We start from the raw sequence: 18,698 nt of genomic DNA on the forward strand, positions 1-18,698 counted from the left end.
TATAATCCTGTCTACTATACCTTCACTTGGTGAAAATTAACAGGCATTAATTAGTAAAAAAACAGCTTGCAGATGGAAGTCTGCAAGCTGTTCTAGAGCGTGAGTGTATACCTCTTTACTGCTTTTGCAATTCGCTTGCCGACAATAGCAGAGTCACCACTTCAGCACGCGTTGCTTCTGCGAGTGGGTTGAACCTATTCTGCCCTGTTCCTTTCACTAGTCCTGCATCATATGCAGCAGCGATATATGGAACAGCCCAAGCGGGTACGTTATCTGCATCCGCAAAGCTCAGTGCCGGATTGGACTGTACCGGAAGACCGAGTGCTCTTACGAGCATAACCGTCATCTCTACCCGCGATACTTTGCCCGATGAACGGAAGGTATCATCCGTATACCCGCTAATGATCCCTTGCTCCACTGCCTGAGCAATAAAGGATTGCGCCCACGCAGGTATGCCAGCAGCATCCTTAAACGTCAATGCCTTGTTGTTGGATGGGAGTTCAAATGCTCTTGCCAGCATTACAATGAATTCGGCGCGTGTAGCTGGTGCATTCGGACGGAAATTGCCATCCTGATACCCGTTCACAATTCCCCGGGAAATGGCCTGCTCAATGGCAGCAGCGGCCCAGTGGTTCCCGATGTCCTTCAGGTCTACCACCGGAGTGGTTGGAGTAGTCCCTCCTCCATTACCTGGAACGGTAGGGGTAGTTGGGGTCGTAGGATTGGTTGGTGTAGTCGGTGTGGTTGGAGTTACAGGCGAGGTAGGTGTAGTTGAACCTCCACCACTGTTACCACTGCCTGGATTGCTGCCATTATTCCCGCCACCATTACCAGGGTTGCTGCCATTTCCGTCACCTGGAAGTGACGCTCCTTTCAGATCCGTACTACGTCCTTCCGTCTCTTGATTCACTATACCTACACGGTCCAGATGTTCATGGAAGATTTCATAATCGACCAGATTCAATTCGTAGAATCGATTATCATCTTTCGCCGTTCTCATAGCACGATAGAAGTCTCCACCGTTCGCCATGAATGAATTGGTAGCGACGATGTAGTATCCGTTCGGATCAATATCCGTGTACGTTCCATCTGCATTCTTAATCTGAACTTTGACCATACGTTGACCGACTTGGGTTACGGTGTTCGTCGTGGCATCCATTTTTTCGCCTGGCTTCGTGGAATCGTAGTAGAACCGCATGCCTGCCACTTGCGGGAAGCGTCCTTCTCCCGTCTCCACACCACTAACCCCATTTTCCAGCGCTGCTGTAATTTCCTTGCCTGTCATTTTCAATGCAGACAGGTTATTACCGAATGGCATCACAGTCAGCAGATTGCCCAGCGTAATATCACCTGACTGGAATGAAGCTCGAATGCCACCACCGTTTTGGATGGCGACATACCCTTTGACGTCGTTTTCCTTCACAATGGATTTCACTTTCTCTAGCATGCCGTCCGTCATGAAGTTCCCTAAATTGGTTTCCTTTTTCCGTACAGTGCCACGTTCTCCATCCAGGAAGACATTCGTTTTGCCGATAACGGTCTTCTTGAACTGTTCCAACTGAGGGGCATATTCTTTCAACTTGTTCGCGGCTTCCACATCATCAGCATAGACGAATTGGTCGTTAGCATCTTTCGCATCCAGATTCAGCAATTTGCCGTTCCACTTCTTCAATATACCTGCTTCATCAAACGTAACGTCCAGTTTACCCAGAGAAACGTCATATTCACCGGTTTGTACAACCAATGTTGGCTCATCCTGGCTGCCCACAACAATCGGTTCTTTCAGTATGGTGTGTGAATGACCACCTACCACAATGTCGATCCCTTCTACAACTTCAGCCAATTTCAGATCCTCTGAGTAGCCAAGGTGTGTCAAAGCAATGATTTTATTGATACCTTCATTTTGCAGCATCTGTACAGTCGCTTGTGCACTTGCCTTGTAATCCGCAAACTTCAAGTCATCTCCTGGTGAAGAAAGAGATACCGTGTCCGGTGTCGTCAGTCCGAAAATACCGACTCGCTCACCATTCACTTCCGTAATAATCGCCGGATAGATTTCGGCTTTCTCACCCGGATCACCGATGCTATTGTTGTACAAACCACTCAAACTCGCATCCTTTGAATAATCAATATTGGCACTCACGAATGGAAATTCTGCTTTTTCAATAAATTCTTTCAGTACACTTGGACCTTTATCAAACTCATGGTTTCCGAAGGTCATGGCATCGTATCCGATCATGTTCATGAACTCCAGATCAGCCAGACCGTTAAACAGATTGAAGTACAATGTGCCTGAGAAAACGTCCCCTGCATCCAGCACCAGGGTGTTATTATTGCGCGCTTCCTTAATTGCCGTTACTCGGCGCGGGATGTTATCCAGATGCGCATGCGTATCATTCGTGTGAAGTACGCGCAGGTTGAAGTCCCCTTCTTCCACTGGATCTCCAATACTTAATTGTGCGAGTAGTGGATCATGGTCGCTCACCCGTCCATCCGCTGTCTCAAAATCGGCATTCACATGTACCACTTCGATGGCTGCCGTCTCCGTTAGATTTTTACTCACAAGAATGTGATCCAGTGTCTGAGAGTTTCCATCATAGATGTAGGAGTAACGCTGATTCTCTGGCAGTTGGTTTACCAAGTTGTCCAGTTCATTCCCTTCAACAATGTTCAAGGTATTCGAGAATTGGAAGTCGTTAAAATCGCCAAGTACAGCGACATTTACGTCAGGGTCTTTGTTCAGTAACTCTTTCACAAAGCCATTGACCAGCGCAGCTTGCTTCGCACGTTGAACTTCACTGCTTCGAATCGCAGGCTGTATGCTTCCAAAAGGCTTTAGGTCTCCACCTTTGGAATTGAAATGGTTAGCAATCACCACTACACGTTCACCATTGAATTCAAATTCCGCGGCGAGCGGTTTGCGGGAGCCGGCGAACGCCTCGTCCCCTGGTGCAATACGACCCGGATTATTGGAGAGACTGCCGTCTACGCCTACCTGAATTGCTGTTGTGGCACTTCCTTTAATTCCTTCCTTCAGGGATACACGTTCATTATACAGAAACCCTACACGAATATTGGCACCCGGTGCTCCGCCATCCTTGTTATTTTCCGGAGCGATATCTGTGTATTTATACGTAGGACCACCTTTAGTTGCAATGGCATCAATTAGGGTTTGGAAACTAGTATCTGCCGCTGTTGCTCCACTGTCTGTTGCTCCATCATTATCTTGCACTTCCATAATGCCGATAATATCCGGATTTTTCAGATTATTGACGACAATGCCTCCAATTTTAACAGCTCTAGCTGCATCCTTCTGGCTGAAGTTCTCCACATTAAAAGTAGCAATGGTCAGTTTATCTTCTGCCTTCTCAATGGAAGTAGTCGCTTGCTTCGTTGTTCCTGGGATGACTGCTGGCAAAACCCCTTCAGGACTCACCTTGAAATTGCCGCTAGAGTATGTCATTACTCCGATTACATTACCATCCAACTTATCGCCTGTTTTTACGGCTTTGGAAGGTTTCTTACTGATAAATAGACGCTGCGGATTGAGATCACTCTCATTCATACCTTTCTTGTTATCGGTCAGAATAACACCACCATTAGGAGTGCGAAGTGGATTGTTCTCACCATTATCCACGACAACGGCCAATCCCGGTTGACTGGAGTATGGACCTATAATCTCAGGCTTTTCCAATTCAACGCGCATGCCTTCCAGACTTTCATAAAAGTCTATGGCATCCTTCTCTGGGTTAAACTCTCCAAAAGAGTCCGAGTCAATGACTGTTGGAATGATTCGTCCATTGACACCCAATTTCACAGGTGCAGGCAGATCGACCTTATCTAATACTTTTACAATGGTACTCGCCGTAATTTGCGTGGTGGTTAATTCGTTAACCGCCCCATATTCCGTAACTTTCCCAGATACCTTCACCTGGTTGCCAACGGTAACTCCATGACTCGGTTTATATACCTGAATGGCTTCGGAGGTCAGATCATCCTCGTCAATCTCATCCGGAAGCTCTTGCATGTAAAAACTGCTTGTACTGACGGAGGTAACAATACCTTCGATATCTTTAACATCATATCCGTTAAAAACAGAGGTATGTCCTGCACCCTGAATATCATGGATACGCAAGTTTTCTTTATCAGGAAGTACTTGATACGTAAAGGTGTACACTGCACTGGATTGTCCATTAAGAATGGCAACGGCTTTGATTACGATGTCTTGATCAATCACCAATGGGCTGTTATACACGGCGGAAGAAGAAGTAGGCTCTGATCCATCCGTTGTGTAATGTACGACTGCGCTCGTGGCTGGAGAGGTTAATGTGACTTCATTGTTCCGGGGAATCCCGCCGGACGGAACGCTTGCCATCACAGACAGGCTATTTTCTACAACATCTGCGGCTGTTCTGGGCAAAATCTCTAATCCGTAATTACTGTTGAACGTGAGAACACCTTGCACATATTCGTAGGTTTTGCCGACAGTTAGCGCGTTAGGGGAGTTTTTGGCATAGATCGTCATCTCAGCACCATGACTATCCGTAGCGTAGAACGTCGAACTACTGCCACGTGTTACCTGAATATCTCTTACTTCGACAAACATTCCCTCATACTTTTCGCCCGGACCCTTGTTACTTTGGTCTGCTGGTCTGACAAAGTCTGTGGACACCATATTTTTGGGTCCGGGGAGTGTTATATTTTGCTCAGTTACCTTCATGTACCCTTCGGTAAAACCTAACTTATCCTTCTCAATCTGGACGAGTCCGCTGTAGTGGGTAATTGGACCATACACTTCAATGCGATCCCCCACGTCAACTTGATTCTTGGCTCGGACTACAATGCCAGCTTCTTCGTCTTGAATATAATAATTCGTGAATTCTCCGGAGAGTTCACTATACGTTACGACACCTGATACAGCTACATTTGTATTTGGTGCAAGTACTCGCGCAGCAGCAATGGATATGATTCCAGTCCCGTCTGCTTCCTGCACTTCTGAGTTATCCGTCTCAGCTGGTTCCTCACTTTCAGTTCCATCAAAATCACCATCTCCGTTAGTCGGTGACTCTATCCCCTCCAGATCTGACGATTCTTCAGCTGGCACAGTCTCCGGTATGGGGGTCTCCTGATCACTTGTTTGCGACTGCTCCGTTACAACCTTTTCATCATCAGCATACACGGTACGACTTAATCCACCGATTGGTGCCGCACCTGTAACGACAAGAACGAAAACCAGAAACCCTTGTGCCCAACGTTTCACTTGCTTGTTGCTCATTCGTCCTACCCCCATGTTTTCAACTTGCAATCATTTGTTCAGCCAGCTTGTACATTAGTTCAAATATAAGATAACTGAATAACTGACTTGTGTAAATAACATTTCTCCGTTATGAAAGAAAATAGAACACTAATATCACACCTTCTAAACTAATCTCTATAAAATGAATAAATAGTACTACTTTCCGACTGATAATACGTTATGAAGACCGTTGAAGTCATATAAGTGTCAAGTATATGGTTACTAAACGTCAATTAAATTAACATTTATAATAAATTTAAATACTAATTCGACATTTAGTGACAGTTCTCATTTCTTTAAACTTACTAGAACCTGAGTCTTGAGACATGCATTTTCACAATGATAAAACGATATGGACGGATCACATTAGATCACCACATTAACTGAGTATAAAAGAGAACTATTATGCGCAAAATCAGTATGAGTTAATAGAATGTTAAATATTACCTGATAATAAACAAGACATATAACCACATCAAAAAAAACCACAAGAACATCTCCAATTACTCTCAGAGACTTTCTTGTGGGATAAATAAACTATGAAAAATGAACCTAATTTTACTTTTTCGAAATGCTACAGACGTTTTTTAATACACTTCTGTGTCTGGGATCAATGTAATATTTTGTTAAATTAATCCTTGTTGCTCCAAGTACTGGTCAACGTATCGATCTGCATTCAGTGAAGTTGATCCGATCCAGTCTGAATATGTTTTTCCAAACATTTTGTATAGTATGTCACTAGTATATTCATTACTTAATTCCCCAAAAACAGTATATAACTGTTTTACAGTATTCGTGTGTTTTTTACCCTCTAAATCGGTCCATGTTACTTTTTTATTCAGATCTACCTTCCTTATATCCTTAGTATATATTTGTACGATTGACCCATTAACTTTAAAGTACACACGGATGCTTTTTTCGTAAGGATGACCCTTGAGAATGCTCCACCCTGACATCTCTCCAGTAGCTGGTACAGCATAAAGTTTTCCTTTTGTTGGAGTTGCTGCTGTTACACTGTTTTGTTTTTGAGGTTGTTCAATATTAATAGTCATTTTTCCTTTACCAATGGATATTTGCATCTGCTTAGCTTTAGAGTTATAAGTCAATACTCCATCCAAAGCATCTGAGATAACAGAAGCAGGAAACAAAGTTACGCCATTTTGAACAAGTAGTGGTGACTTGAGAGTTAATGGCTCTCCATTTAAAGTTGCCTTTGTTCCAGTTTTCGGGAGAGTTAGTGTGGTAGAACCAACTTTAATCTCGAAGGTGCCCTGTTGAGCAATGTAATTAACACTCCCCCCCAGTGCCTTGAATACCTCTTTCATCGGAACAAGTGTCACACCATTTTTTATGTATCCCCCATCAATCGCTTCATCCAAGCTACCTGAGATGGTAACTGATCTTTCAACATTTTCGACTTTAACAGTAATTGTTGAAGAACCTACACCTGTTACCTTTACCATCCCAGTGCTCAGCACTTGAAGTATATGAGGTTCACTGATCGTATAATCCGTTTTCGAAAGACCCGTATTTCTTCTGTAATATGGATCGTTATCGCTATGTATTGAGAATTCGTCATCATACACAACAACTATATTAAGATTAATCTTACCACCGACCGAAACTGTAGTATTAGGGATGAGTTCAATATTTTTAACTTTAAGTTCCTCCCCATATACACTTGAGACAAACAACAACATAAATACCATCATTAAAACCGTTATTTTTTTCATTCACTTGTACTCCTTCTTATTTTTATTATGTCTAATTCTCTTCATGAATCTATGTATTGGGATTTCCCCTTTCAGCTTCCTAATTCTATTTTCGGAATCATTAACAAAAAATGTTAGTCTTTCTCTTTAGTAAACAAAAAAATTGAATGCAGCTTAATCACTGCATTCAACATTCATATGAATTAAATTACTTCTTCACCGTACTGTTATATTGCGCAATCTTGTCTGTAATTTGTTTGGCTGCTGCATCCAATGCTTCCTGTGGTGTACCTTGTCCATTCAGGACCGTTTCAATCGCTCCTTCGACAAGTTGTCTGGCTTCAGGGAATACACCCATTAATGCCCCGGATGTTGCTGTCGAATCAGCGGAAGCGTGCAATTGGTCGACTGCTGTCTGGAATTGCGGGTACTTCGCCATATTATCCTTTAATACTTGCTCTTCGTAAGCTGCTGTCGTAATTGGGAAGTATCCTGTCGCAACACTCCAGTTCGCTTGCACCTCTGGTGTAGCCAAGTATTTGATGAACTCCCATGCCGCTTGCTGTTGGGCTTCCGATTTGTTGTTCATGATGTACAAGCTCGCTCCACCAACCACAACGCCGCCTTCTTTGGCATCCGCTGGACGAGGCAGGAAGCCTGTTCCCAGTTCAAACTTGCCACCTGAACCTTCTACGATTTTACGCAGGCCAGCTGTGGAATCCAGGGTCATACCGATTTGCTGTGCTGTAAATGCTGCTGTCGTATCGTCTGTGCTACGTCCCAGATTGGAGAGGGTTTTCTCGTCGATCATCTTTTTCCACCACGTTAATGTCTTAACCCCTGCTTCGGAGTTCAACAGAGACTCTGTAGCAGCTTCGTTTCTTCCGTTTCCATTGTTTACATAATCTTCATTCTGGTTTGCAAAGAACTGTTCCATGAACCAGCCGTAGATCGCCATGGATGCACCTGGCTTACCGTCTTTCGCCAATGCTTTCGCCGCTTGCTCAAACTCCTCATACGTCTTCGGCGGGTTCTCCGGGTCCAGACCTGCTGCTTTGAACATATCCTTGTTGTAGTACAGGATCGGGTTCGATGTGTTAAACGGCATCGCGTTCAACTTGCCATCGATGGTGTAGTACCGGATGATGTTTGGCTCCAATTGGGACAGGTCGAACTTGTCCTTGTCGATGAACTGCTGAACCGGCGTAATCATGCCTGAATCAATCATGAACTTGCTACCGATCTCGTAGACCTGGATAATGTCTGGACCGCTGTCTGAGCCCATGGATGCTTTGAGTTTGTTCAGACTTTCATCGTACTTCCCTTGATAGATGGGCTTCACCTGAATGTCCGGATGACTTGCGTTAAAGTCGGAAGCGAGCTGGTTAATCGCTTTTTCCCCTGCACCCGACATGGAGTGCCACCAAGTCAATTGTGTTGTTTCAGCTGCGGCCGCTTCTGCTGGCGCTCCACTTGCCGGGCTGCTTGTTTCAGCTTTTGTTCCGCAAGCCGAAATGACCAACATTAGAGCAGCAAGCATTAATGCGAATGTTCCTCTTTTTTTCAACCGAAATCCGTTCATAATCGCTCTCCTTTTATATAGCTCGCTTCACAATAGTTCTTTACGTTCTGCAAGCTGGCCGTTACGGATATGAATCGTTCTTTTGATCGCTGTTGTCTCCAGATTTATTAGAATTAGCTCTTATTTGTATAAATTCCAGAGACAAAGGCGAACGCTTCGCTTCTTCAGAATCGATTCTTCTCCTTCACTACTTTTGCAGTCTTTAAAGAACTTATTTCAAGGCGCGAGCCTCATTTTATTCGCTCCTGGTATCCAAACCGCAAACCTGTACGACATGCAGGTTTTCATTCAACAGACTTGTTTCAACAGCTTCAATTCTAAAGTTGCAATACATATCCTAAATTCTTCAACGCTATTTCGATACTTTCTATATTCTCTAACTGCTATTCACTGCTTCTGCGCTACCTAAAGTTCAAATTTCATTCATTGACTATCGTCTATTGCTTCGATTCAAAAGCTAAAGTTATTACGCTCGAATTGCTACTTCCTCCTCTACCCCTTCAGCGCGCCTGCGGCCATACCGCGGACAAGCTGTTTCAACCCGAAAATCAATAACAGTAAGGATGGTAGAATGACCATCGCTGTTCCGGCAAATACCAGATTCCACGCCGTGGATTCCTGGAACTCCAGCATCGAGATCCCGATCTGTGCGGTTCTCATTTCTGGTGTGTTCGTCACCAGCAGCGGCCAGAGATACGAATTGTACATGCTTAAGAATGAATAGATTGCCAGTGTTCCAAGTGCCGGACGGGACAAAGGCAGGACATGCGATATGAAATAGCGGATATGACCACAACCGTCGATCTTCGCCGCCTCGAACAATTCCTTGGGGAGCTGCATGAAGAACTGTCTTAGCAGGAATGTACCAAACGCCGTTGCCAGAAACGGCACCGTCAGCCCCTGGTAACTATCCAGCCAGCCCCAGCTGCGAACCGTCAGGTAGTTGGGGATCATCGTCACTTCCCATGGAATCATCATGGTTGCGACAAACATGCTGAAGATGACGTTTTTGCCTTTGAACTGCATTTTCGCAAAAGCATAGGCTGCCATACTCGCTGTAATCAATTGACCAAGCGTCGTTAAGCCTGCGACAAGAAAGGTATTGCCGATAAATCGACCGATCGGAACAATATCGAATACTTCGCTAAAGTTGGACAGATCGATTGAATTCGGAATGATATGCGGCGGATAAGCGCTCGCATCTTCCGGTGTCATCACGGCCATGAAAAAGGTGTACATCACCGGATACAGCACGAGTGCTGCACAGATCGTCAGTAATACATACAACAGTGTTTTGGTCCATGTCGCACTCATTGGTAATGCACTTTCCTTTCTACCCATTTGAACTGGATCAGGGTCAGCAGCATAATCACCACGAACAGGATCAGTGCCTGTGCACTACCTGTACCAAAGCGGAAATTAACGAAGGCTTCCTGATAGATGGAATAGACGAAAACATTCGTACTGTCCATCGGGCCACCCCGGGTTAGAATGTTGATCTGACCGAACGATTGAAAAGCGCCAATGATCGATACGACCGTAACAAAGAATAACGTTGGTGACAGGAGCGGCATTGAGATTTTACGAAACGTCAGTAATGGTCCTGCGCCATCAATCTTGGCACTCTCGTAGATCTCATCCGGGATGCCTGCCAAACCACTGGATAGAATAATGTAGTTAAATCCGAGGTTCATCCAGATCGTCATGATGGAGATCGAGATCAACGCCCAATCCGGGCTGGTAAGCCAAGGAATTGGATCAATACCTACTTTGCCAAGCAGATAATTCAGCATGCCCAGGGTCGGATGGAATAGAAACTTCCAGATCACCGCTGACGAACCGACGGATAACACCACGGGCAGAGAGAACACAAATTGGAACACACGCATTCCCTTGAATCGGTTGTGAGTCAGTGCAGCCAGAATCAGAGCAGCCAGCATACCCGTAGGCACTGTAAACAGGACAAATAGTAATGTCACTTTCATCCCTTGCATAAACAGTCCTGACTGGAACACGGCCTTGAAGTTGTCCAGCCCCACGTAAGCCGCAATCTGTCCCGTCGGATCTGTGGAATGCAGACTCAGGTACACGGACTTAAACATCGGGTAAAACAGAAACACTGCAAACAAAAGCAGCGATGGTGCCAGGAAACCATAGGCCAGCATATTCTCCCGCATTCGCTGCACACGCAGCGAGGCTGTACGACGCTGACTCGTACCTGATACGCGCCGTTTGGCGGCGGGTAAGCTGATCCGGTTATCAAGCTCACTCATCGGATTTTCTTCCCCCTTGATTCACGCATTCAGTGTGTGTGAAATGCTACATCAACTTCAGCACCACGTTATCTAGTGTAAGAGTCGAATGTCACAGCAAAATCTGTTCTGAATCAACGTAACGTTAATCATGGACAAGGGGCTTTACGAAATCAGGGATCAACTCTACGCCGGAATCCGAATTAAATTACACGACAAAAAACCGCAGGAACTCCCCTGTTTGGAGATGTCCCTGCGGTTCGATGTGTAAATGGAATATGAACGTTTGTCTATTCATGAAAGTGACTCATTTTACAATAATCTGTAAATCTTCCAAACAGGGTTAAGCGATTAACCGTTCGAGTTAACGATTAAGATGATATGGCACCGTGGTGACAATCACGTCTTTGTAATTGATCAGATAAGCCCGAATCATGAAGCTGGTCTGATTGTGCAGTACATTTTGCCACCAGTGCTTGGTGATGAATTGCGGAATCAGAATGGTGATGTGATCAGTCTCAGCCGTTTTCCACTCTACTGTATCAATGAATTTCTTGAGCGGCCCCATAATGCTGCGGTACCTCGATTTGATCACGACCAGACGGACCCCTGGGTTCCAATCCTCCCACTTCTGCTCCATTTTGCGTATGGCCTCATCATCGAAGCCAATGTAGAGTGCGACCACGTGATCCGACATCGTCTGGGCGTAACTGATCGTGTTCATGACAACCCGGGTAATGCCTGCAACAGGAATCACAATCGTATTACCTTTTTGGGCTGGCTTATCGACCTGAATATCAATCCGCAGCTCATCCGCAATGTTGCAATAGTGACGGTGAATACGCATGAACACATAGACAACAAGTGGCAAAAAGATAAAGATGACCCATGTCTGCGTGAACTTGGTGAAAATAAAGATCAGGGTAATCGACAGCGTAGTCAGCATCCCAACAGTATTGACTAGCAGTTTCATCTGCCAGCCAGACGGCTTGACTTTGATCCAACGAATCATCATGCCGAGTTGCGATAGCGTAAATGGAATGAACACCCCTACCGCATAGAGCGGAATAAGGCTTTCGGTATTTCCTTTGAACCCAACCACCAGAAGCGCAGACATCACACTGAGAAAAATAATACCGTTCGAGAAGCCAAGCCGATCTCCTCGGACCATGAACATATGAGGCATATATTTGTCTTTGGCCATCATGAAGGACAATAGCGGGAAGGCAGAATACGCCGTATTCGCTGCCAGGAACAGGATCAGTGCCGTCACACCCTGGATGATAAAATACATCCACCCTCTGCCAAATGTAGCTTCAGCAATCTGGGATATGACCGTGGCATGGGGATCAGGCTTCACCCCATAACCGAAGGCCAGCAACGTGATGCCAATGAACATGGCTCCCAATATACAACCCATGAGCAATAACGTACCCGCAGCATTTTTCTCGGCAGGCTGCTTGAAGTTCGGGATCGCGTTACTTACCGCTTCCACGCCAGTCAGAGCCGAACAACCCGAGCTGAATGCTTTCAACAGCAGAAAGATACTCACATGGGATAGACTTGTTCCGAATTCAGGTGCAGCTGCTTCCATACCCCCGGCAAGAAATTTGATTCCGCCCGAGATAATCAGAACTGCAATCGAAAAGATAAACAGATAGATGGGAATCGCCAGCACAGACGCTGACTCCGTCACTCCCCGCAAATTCATAATCGTTAGAAAAACAATCATAATAAGTGCAATCACGACACTGTAGTCATGCAGCATTGGAAACGCCGACGTAATCGCATCCGTCCCTGCGGACGAACTTACGGCAACGGTCAGAATATAATCGACGAGCAGAGATCCCCCGGCAATCAGACTGGAGGTGGTACCCAGATTATCCTTGGCTACGATATAAGCGCCGCCCCCTGTTGGATAAGCAAATATCGTCTGACGATAGGAAAAAATTAAAATGACGAGTAATCCCAGCACGGCGATGGAAATCGGAACAGAGTACCACAGGGCGGCGAATCCGGCCGCAACGAGCACCAGCAAAATCTGTTCCGTACCGTAGGCAACGGACGATAGGGCGTCCGAAGACAGGATGGCGAGTGCCTTCCATTTCCCCAATTTCTCTCCATCCAGTTCAGCCGATTTCATGGGCTTGCCTATTAAGATTCTCTTCATTTTGCCAAGCATGATCATAACTTCCTTCCGTCTCTCATCTGTGAAGCATTGTTATTATGCAAAATCGCAGAGCCCTTGACAATACGTCATTTCACACGAAATTCGCCAGCGCGTGATAATGCATTCTACGATTCAATAATCGATAACAAAGCCATTCTTGTTCAGCAATTTGAACTTTTTTGAACCAAAACGACGTTTGTTCGTCAAAAAAAAGGAAATGGCCTTCGGTTCAGTGAACCAAAGACCACTTCCTTGATCTATGCGTTGATTGTATTTAACTGCCCAGAATGCCGGGACGAGGGGTAACACCGAACGCTTGCGCCAGTGTAGTCAGCTGTTCATCCGTAATTCTCTGCCGAATCTCGTGACCAGCAACCAGCATATACACTTGGGCTGCCTTCTCGATAGTCTCGATCAGACCAAATGCCTCGTCAATCGTTGTGCCCGTTCCGAATATGCCATGCTGCGGCCAGATGACCGCATGGTATTCTTTCATTTTCTCAGCCGTTTCGCGGCCAATCTCATTCGATCCAGGGATCATCCAAGGAATAATACCGATCCCATCCGGGAATACAACCACACACTCCGTGCACATCTGCCACAAGGTCTTTGTGAATTTCGCTTCATCCAATTCGTGGATAAACGTCATCGCCAGCACATGAGTTGCATGGTTGTGCATAACAACACGGTGGTTCGGGTCCAATTTCAGACGTTCAATATGGCTCATGAAATGTGTAGGTAATTCACTTGTTGGATTCGCCCCCGACTTCAATCCCCAGAGCACTTCAAGCTCCTGACCATCTTGCGATACACGCAGTAACCCCAGATTGCTTTCGGGATCAGCGAGTACATTTTTGAAATATTTGCCCGATGCGGTCACGATAAAATATTTGCCTGCCAGCTCTTGCACCGAAAATGCCGGTTTGATCTTGCGAATCACATGCTGGATATCGATATATTGGGCTACTTCCTCTTCCTCCAGGAGATAGCTGACATTACCGCCATTGCGCTCATCCCAGCCATTTTTCCACATATGTTGTGTAATTTCAGCCATCTCACGGACAAATGGAATATGGAAACCGGCGGCCTGTTTTGGTTCGTTCGTAAGGGTCACGTTCATGATCAATCTCTCCTTATATTGAAAATAATATGGCTTGCCACGTACATAGTAAGTTCTTTTTTTCACATTCATTATACCTTTGTTTATCTTTGATAGTCAATAATAAACACAGAAATATTCTTTTATTTATTTTTGTTTAGTTTTGTTTATTTGAAAATAAAACAAAAAAATACCCTACCGGCGCCCGGCAGGGTCAGTCACACATCTATTTAACACGAGAAGGGGTTTACAAGAATTATCGTACCGCAGCTACCTTAATAGAAGCTGAAAGCGAAATAAAAAAAGCATGAAAACCAGGTTGATATACCGTAAACCACATTTCTCATATAACTGAATTCACTTCATTAAGATAGTCTATGGCCTGTCCCTTTTCGAAGCATATTTACGGTTTTTTCAGCACATAGGATGGATGCATTAATCCTGTCGGTTCATACTGTTCGTCACCTGTGTATTCGAATCCGAGCTTGATCAAGATGTGACGTGACACTTCATTATCCGGATGATGCTCCGCAAACAGTGCCTTCGCCTTCATTTCGTCAAAGGCATACGCAATCACCGCACGCGCTGCTTCCTGGGCATACCCTTTGCCCCAGTGATCCCGGGTTAGATGGAATCCAAGTTCATACGTATCCTCCTCTGGAGAATACGGACGCAGGCCACAACAGCCGACAAACACCTCGGACTCTTTCTCAAAAAGGGGCCAATATTGCACCCCCGCTTCCTTCTGTCTTTCAATTTCCTGTGTTAATCTCGCTTCTACTTCATCCTCGCTTAGAAATCCCTTGCTGCTAATCCACTTCGAAATCTCATGATCGCCCCACAGCGCAAACGCCAGGGCACGATCCCCCTCGTTCCATGTGCAAAATTCAAGCCGTTCGGTTTCAAATAAAATTGTTCTGTTCATCATCGACTAACCTCCTGTATGCCAACACAAGTCTGCGTGCCGCCTATACCTTAAATTAATCGAATGACCGCCAAAGTAAACAAACCTGTATAAAGCCCTGTTAAAGTTTAAAGGTAATACGCATTTATTATTTACCAAGAAAAAATTTTGGCTAACGTAAACAGTGCAGACCATAGAATTATTCCAACAAAAATAAAAAGCAAAAAAATTTTAAAAGCATCGAATACAGATGTAATCGTAAACCAGCCACTTAGTATAAGGATAGGATAAATTGTTACGATCATCACAATAAAATGGACACCGCTTTGTTTAGTCAAACTCCAATGTTCTATGTTATAAATAACGGATGCAGCACCAACAAAAAGAGCGATTAGGCTTGCAACAAATGTACCTTTAGCATCAGAAAACTTCCCTTGAGAATAAAGTAATAGCGCAATACTGCTCATAATAACGAATGGTATTCCACCTCTTAAGAGTGCTTTCATAACCAAGATTCTCACCTTCTTTCTTGAACTTATATAGTACAATATTACTTTAAATCTATGTATATCCATATAAAAAAAGAAAGACCCCTGCCGACAACATGTCCGGCAGAGGTCAATCAGCCCTTTACAGCAATCCGAATTAAGATATGGCGAATTGAATTGTTCCGGAAGCTGCGCCTCCAAGGTTTGCTAGCAATGCAAAAACCAGAACTCCACCTGCAGAAATGGTAAGACTGCTGTTTACAGGAACAACGTAAGTGACTACTGGTTCATTAACACGTGTTATCACGAGAGATACCGGAAATGGTCCGAAGTTGTTCACAGTAGCGCTGGCATTCGTGCCTCCAGCCAAGTTTTCGTAGTAGGACTTGCCTACCCCGGCTGGAAGATTGTAAAACTGTTGCGGTAAAAGGATGGCCATTGAAATCACCTCCTTTTGCTTTGATACGGTATTCTATGTTCAGAAACTAGTAAAGCCACGGTGAAACAACCGTGTTATAACGTCCATTTTTAATAGACAAGATAGATTGATAGACAACTGTACACAAAAAAGCCCCACCGAAACATCCGATGGAGCTGATAAAGCATATTATATTTAACAAGGTTAGCTATGCGTACAGCATGAAGAAATTCAATTCATGCCCCTGCTGCTTAAGATAGTTGTACAATTGCGAACGGTGATGGAATACATGCGTTACCGTTTCAATCTGCCATTGAACCTGCAGATGTCCATGTTCCATATAGAAAGCTTTCGTCGAACGATTCAAAAAATCATCTTCGCTCAATCCCGTGATATATGCTTTGTAGGATTCAAAATTGCTCCACAACGTTGCTTCCAGCTTCTCGATATCCTGAATCCCGGACAAGCTATTCTCCACCAGCCCAACCTCAGCTTCACCTTTTTCCTGCATAATGGCAAGATCGGATGCGGTAATCTGAATAAAATGATGTACTAGCTCCACCAATGAACGCATATTCTCCTGTGGACGATAAGACCAATCCTCCGAACGGATCAAGCGAATTAACGAAGCCCCCGTCCGTACGCCTGTTTCCAATTCATTTAACAAATGATCCCGAATCTGCAATGTTCCATTCATATATGATGTCTCCCTTATCTTTTATTCTCACGACTTCAGTATAACCGAAGGTGCTACAGATCTATTGTACAAATCGGACAACATTCTGCCACGCTCCCTGGCTGCTGTCAACGGAGTCTCTCCATAAAACTTGCGAAATTGCCGAATCAGATGGGCTTGGTCAAAAAATCCATGATTCTGGGCAAGCATTGCCCAATCTGCCGTATGCCCCTGATGAATGCTGCCCAGCACACGATGAAAACGAACCACCTCACTGAATCGTTTGGGACTGATTCCAATCCATTCCGAGAACTTGCGATGCAATTGCCGCTCACTGACCACCTCACGCATTGCAAGCTCCTGTACACTCATACGTCCCCCATCCTTGAAGATGCGGTGCAGCACGTTTTTCATCAGATCGTTCTCATATGTGCTTGCCTGCACCGACAAAGGGCTCAGATATGTGTTCATAACCTCTACTCGTTCTGTAAAACTATTCGTTTCAGCCATCCGCTCCTGAAGCTCGTTCAGCTTCACGGGCCAACATTCCTGAAGTGCAATTCGCTTATCCGTAAACCATTCCAGAGGCATGCCATGAAAGACATGCGCTCCACCTGGGAAGAACCGCACACCGAAGGTGTAATCTCCAGCAGGAGCATCATCGTCAGATGACTCCGGTACCGCGAAAGGCTCTGTATAGTTGCCGCAGTAAGCATAGGAATGTACTGAACAGACCGGGTCGTATGTAATCAGCATGTCCGTGCAGCCATCCGGCAATACCCGGGCAGGGACAGTCATCACCGATCGCTCTCGACCTTCTCCCGCAGCAACATCCGCATGCGTGTTCGGAAGAGATCCCGATTCCCAGTAACAGGCCACATAAGCCATCAAGTCGGCAGCAGGTATTTTCTCAACATAATAACTGTTAGGGTATGTCCCATTTATCTGAATAGGCTTAAACAACGGGTGCAGGCTGTGATCCACAATTCTTCCCTCCGATCACTAGAGTTGTGTACGTTATGTATTCATCTATCATACCATCAACCGAACAAATGGAGAAAAAAAGTGCCCTACCGGAGGACAATCCGATAGGGCCAGTCACACATCTATTTAACACGAGAAGGGGTTTACAAGACTTATCTTACCTTCACAACCTTAATGGAAACTGAAATTGGGATGAATAACAGATCAAAATTACTTTTTTTTAACTCAGCCCATGCAATTTTCGAAAACGCTCTGGACTCATACCTGTATGCCTTTTGAACATTGCACAGAAATAACTGGCGTTCTCGTAACCCACCCGATCAGCCACTTCATAGATTCGCAGCTCTCTCTCACTGAACATGAGTTGTTTGCTCCGATTGATCCTTTCCTGGTTCACGTAAAATAAAGGCCTGATATGAAGTGCCTTCTGAAACAGCCTGCACAGATATTGAGGAGACACGACAGCCACTTCGGCCAGCTCCTTCAGCGACAGTGAGCGATCCAGATGCTCTGAGATGTAACGCAGTACAGGCTTCAAGCGCTCCAGTTCATCATTATAATTGGCAGATACGATGAGTAGTGGCTTGAGATCTAAAAGCAGTGCATATAATTGTTTGGAGCATTCAATATCGTAATCTGCATACGCCGTATTGCCCGTGTTCTCCCCCCGAACCAGCAGTTGCTCTAATCCTTCCAGCAGTGTGGGGTTTCTAAGCCTGCATACGCGTGAACTGTTAATTCCCGCGTAGGCTAATAGCTGGCTAGCCTCTCTGCCCTGGAACGACACCCATGCCAGCTCCCAGCGGTCACTTATGGGCATGTATCGATGCGGGACATCAGGATACAGAAAGAAAACGTCACCCGGTCCGACGATATACTCGTCTTCTTGTATAATCAGTCTCCCCTGACCATGAATAATCTGGTGGATCTGATAATCTGGGAATCCCTCTGGACGCTCGGTTTCATATTGATGTTCCCAGTAACCAACCGTGGTCATATAGATCGGCAGGCGAGCAGCTTCTTCTGTTTTACCAAAAAAAATCCGGGTATCCATCCAGTACACCACTTTCTCCATCATTGGTTTCATATTGTGATATATATGGGCAATATTCTTTAT

General features: G+C 45.0%; 13 protein-coding genes. All 13 read right to left on the bottom strand.

The window, feature by feature from the left end; genetic code table 11:
- Positions 1-115: 115 nt before the first annotated feature.
- A complete protein-coding gene (locus AC4G47_RS23485) occupies positions 116-5,275 on the bottom strand; it encodes an S-layer homology domain-containing protein (protein ID WP_491102968.1) in 5,160 nt (1,719 codons plus the stop codon).
- A gap of 647 nt (positions 5,276-5,922) precedes the next feature.
- A complete protein-coding gene (locus tag AC4G47_RS23490) occupies positions 5,923-7,029 on the bottom strand; it encodes a copper amine oxidase N-terminal domain-containing protein (protein ID WP_491102969.1) in 1,107 nt (368 codons plus the stop codon).
- A 187-nt stretch (positions 7,030-7,216) separates the two neighbouring features.
- Entirely contained in the window at positions 7,217-8,590 is a 1,374-nt protein-coding gene (locus AC4G47_RS23495; protein ID WP_491102970.1) for an ABC transporter substrate-binding protein, read from the bottom strand.
- A 492-nt stretch (positions 8,591-9,082) separates the two neighbouring features.
- Positions 9,083-9,904 carry a carbohydrate ABC transporter permease gene (locus tag AC4G47_RS23500; RefSeq protein WP_336759487.1) on the bottom strand — a complete coding sequence of 274 codons (822 nt, stop codon included), beginning with the start codon at positions 9,902-9,904 and terminating at the stop codon, positions 9,083-9,085.
- On the bottom strand, positions 9,901-10,863 hold the full coding sequence (locus AC4G47_RS23505) for a carbohydrate ABC transporter permease (RefSeq protein WP_458125714.1): 963 nt from the start codon (positions 10,861-10,863) through the stop codon (positions 9,901-9,903). The genes AC4G47_RS23500 and AC4G47_RS23505 overlap by 4 nt, the downstream gene beginning before the upstream one ends.
- 343 nt (positions 10,864-11,206) lie before the next feature.
- On the bottom strand, positions 11,207-13,024 hold the full coding sequence (locus tag AC4G47_RS23510; RefSeq protein WP_491102971.1) for an APC family permease: 1,818 nt from the start codon (positions 13,022-13,024) through the stop codon (positions 11,207-11,209).
- Between the two features lie 262 nt (positions 13,025-13,286).
- Positions 13,287-14,132: a rhamnulose-1-phosphate aldolase gene (gene rhaD, locus AC4G47_RS23515; protein WP_491102972.1), complete on the bottom strand. Its 846-nt coding sequence runs from the start codon at positions 14,130-14,132 to the stop codon at positions 13,287-13,289.
- Positions 14,133-14,514: 382 nt separating this feature from the next.
- A complete protein-coding gene (locus AC4G47_RS23520) occupies positions 14,515-15,039 on the bottom strand; it encodes a GNAT family N-acetyltransferase (RefSeq protein WP_491102973.1) in 525 nt (174 codons plus the stop codon).
- Between the two features lie 128 nt (positions 15,040-15,167).
- Positions 15,168-15,521, bottom strand: coding sequence for a DUF3021 family protein (locus AC4G47_RS23525; protein ID WP_491106773.1), 354 nt, complete (start codon positions 15,519-15,521; stop codon positions 15,168-15,170).
- Positions 15,522-15,660: 139 nt separating this feature from the next.
- Positions 15,661-15,942, bottom strand: a complete 282-nt coding sequence (locus tag AC4G47_RS23530) for a hypothetical protein (RefSeq protein ID WP_491102974.1) — start codon at positions 15,940-15,942, stop codon at positions 15,661-15,663.
- A gap of 187 nt (positions 15,943-16,129) precedes the next feature.
- Positions 16,130-16,618 (bottom strand): DinB family protein, encoded by a 489-nt coding sequence (locus tag AC4G47_RS23535; protein WP_076216923.1) that lies wholly within the window; start codon positions 16,616-16,618, stop codon positions 16,130-16,132.
- Positions 16,619-16,645: 27 nt separating this feature from the next.
- On the bottom strand, positions 16,646-17,581 hold the full coding sequence (locus tag AC4G47_RS23540) for a helix-turn-helix domain-containing protein (RefSeq protein WP_491102976.1): 936 nt from the start codon (positions 17,579-17,581) through the stop codon (positions 16,646-16,648).
- A gap of 220 nt (positions 17,582-17,801) precedes the next feature.
- Entirely contained in the window at positions 17,802-18,635 is an 834-nt protein-coding gene (locus tag AC4G47_RS23545) for an AraC family ligand binding domain-containing protein (protein WP_491102978.1), read from the bottom strand.
- Between the last annotated feature and the right edge of the window lie 63 nt (positions 18,636-18,698).

This window comes from Paenibacillus sp. Negev47, assembly GCF_058313655.1.

What these genes read in the sequence shown, in the direction of transcription:
- AC4G47_RS23485 (WP_491102968.1), bottom strand. Translation starts at nt 5,275, where the DNA reads ATGAGCAACAAGCAAGTGAAACGTTGGGCACAAGGGTTTCTGGTTTTC.
- AC4G47_RS23490 (WP_491102969.1), bottom strand. Translation starts at nt 7,029, where the DNA reads ATGAAAAAAATAACGGTTTTAATGATGGTATTTATGTTGTTGTTTGTC.
- AC4G47_RS23495 (WP_491102970.1), bottom strand. Translation starts at nt 8,590, where the DNA reads ATGAACGGATTTCGGTTGAAAAAAAGAGGAACATTCGCATTAATGCTT.
- AC4G47_RS23500 (WP_336759487.1), bottom strand. Translation starts at nt 9,904, where the DNA reads ATGAGTGCGACATGGACCAAAACACTGTTGTATGTATTACTGACGATC.
- AC4G47_RS23505 (WP_458125714.1), bottom strand. Translation starts at nt 10,863, where the DNA reads ATGAGTGAGCTTGATAACCGGATCAGCTTACCCGCCGCCAAACGGCGC.
- AC4G47_RS23510 (WP_491102971.1), bottom strand. Translation starts at nt 13,024, where the DNA reads ATGCTTGGCAAAATGAAGAGAATCTTAATAGGCAAGCCCATGAAATCG.
- rhaD (WP_491102972.1), bottom strand. Translation starts at nt 14,132, where the DNA reads ATGAACGTGACCCTTACGAACGAACCAAAACAGGCCGCCGGTTTCCAT.
- AC4G47_RS23520 (WP_491102973.1), bottom strand. Translation starts at nt 15,039, where the DNA reads ATGATGAACAGAACAATTTTATTTGAAACCGAACGGCTTGAATTTTGC.
- AC4G47_RS23525 (WP_491106773.1), bottom strand. Translation starts at nt 15,521, where the DNA reads ATGAAAGCACTCTTAAGAGGTGGAATACCATTCGTTATTATGAGCAGT.
- AC4G47_RS23530 (WP_491102974.1), bottom strand. Translation starts at nt 15,942, where the DNA reads ATGGCCATCCTTTTACCGCAACAGTTTTACAATCTTCCAGCCGGGGTA.
- AC4G47_RS23535 (WP_076216923.1), bottom strand. Translation starts at nt 16,618, where the DNA reads ATGAATGGAACATTGCAGATTCGGGATCATTTGTTAAATGAATTGGAA.
- AC4G47_RS23545 (WP_491102978.1), bottom strand. Translation starts at nt 18,635, where the DNA reads ATGGATACCCGGATTTTTTTTGGTAAAACAGAAGAAGCTGCTCGCCTG.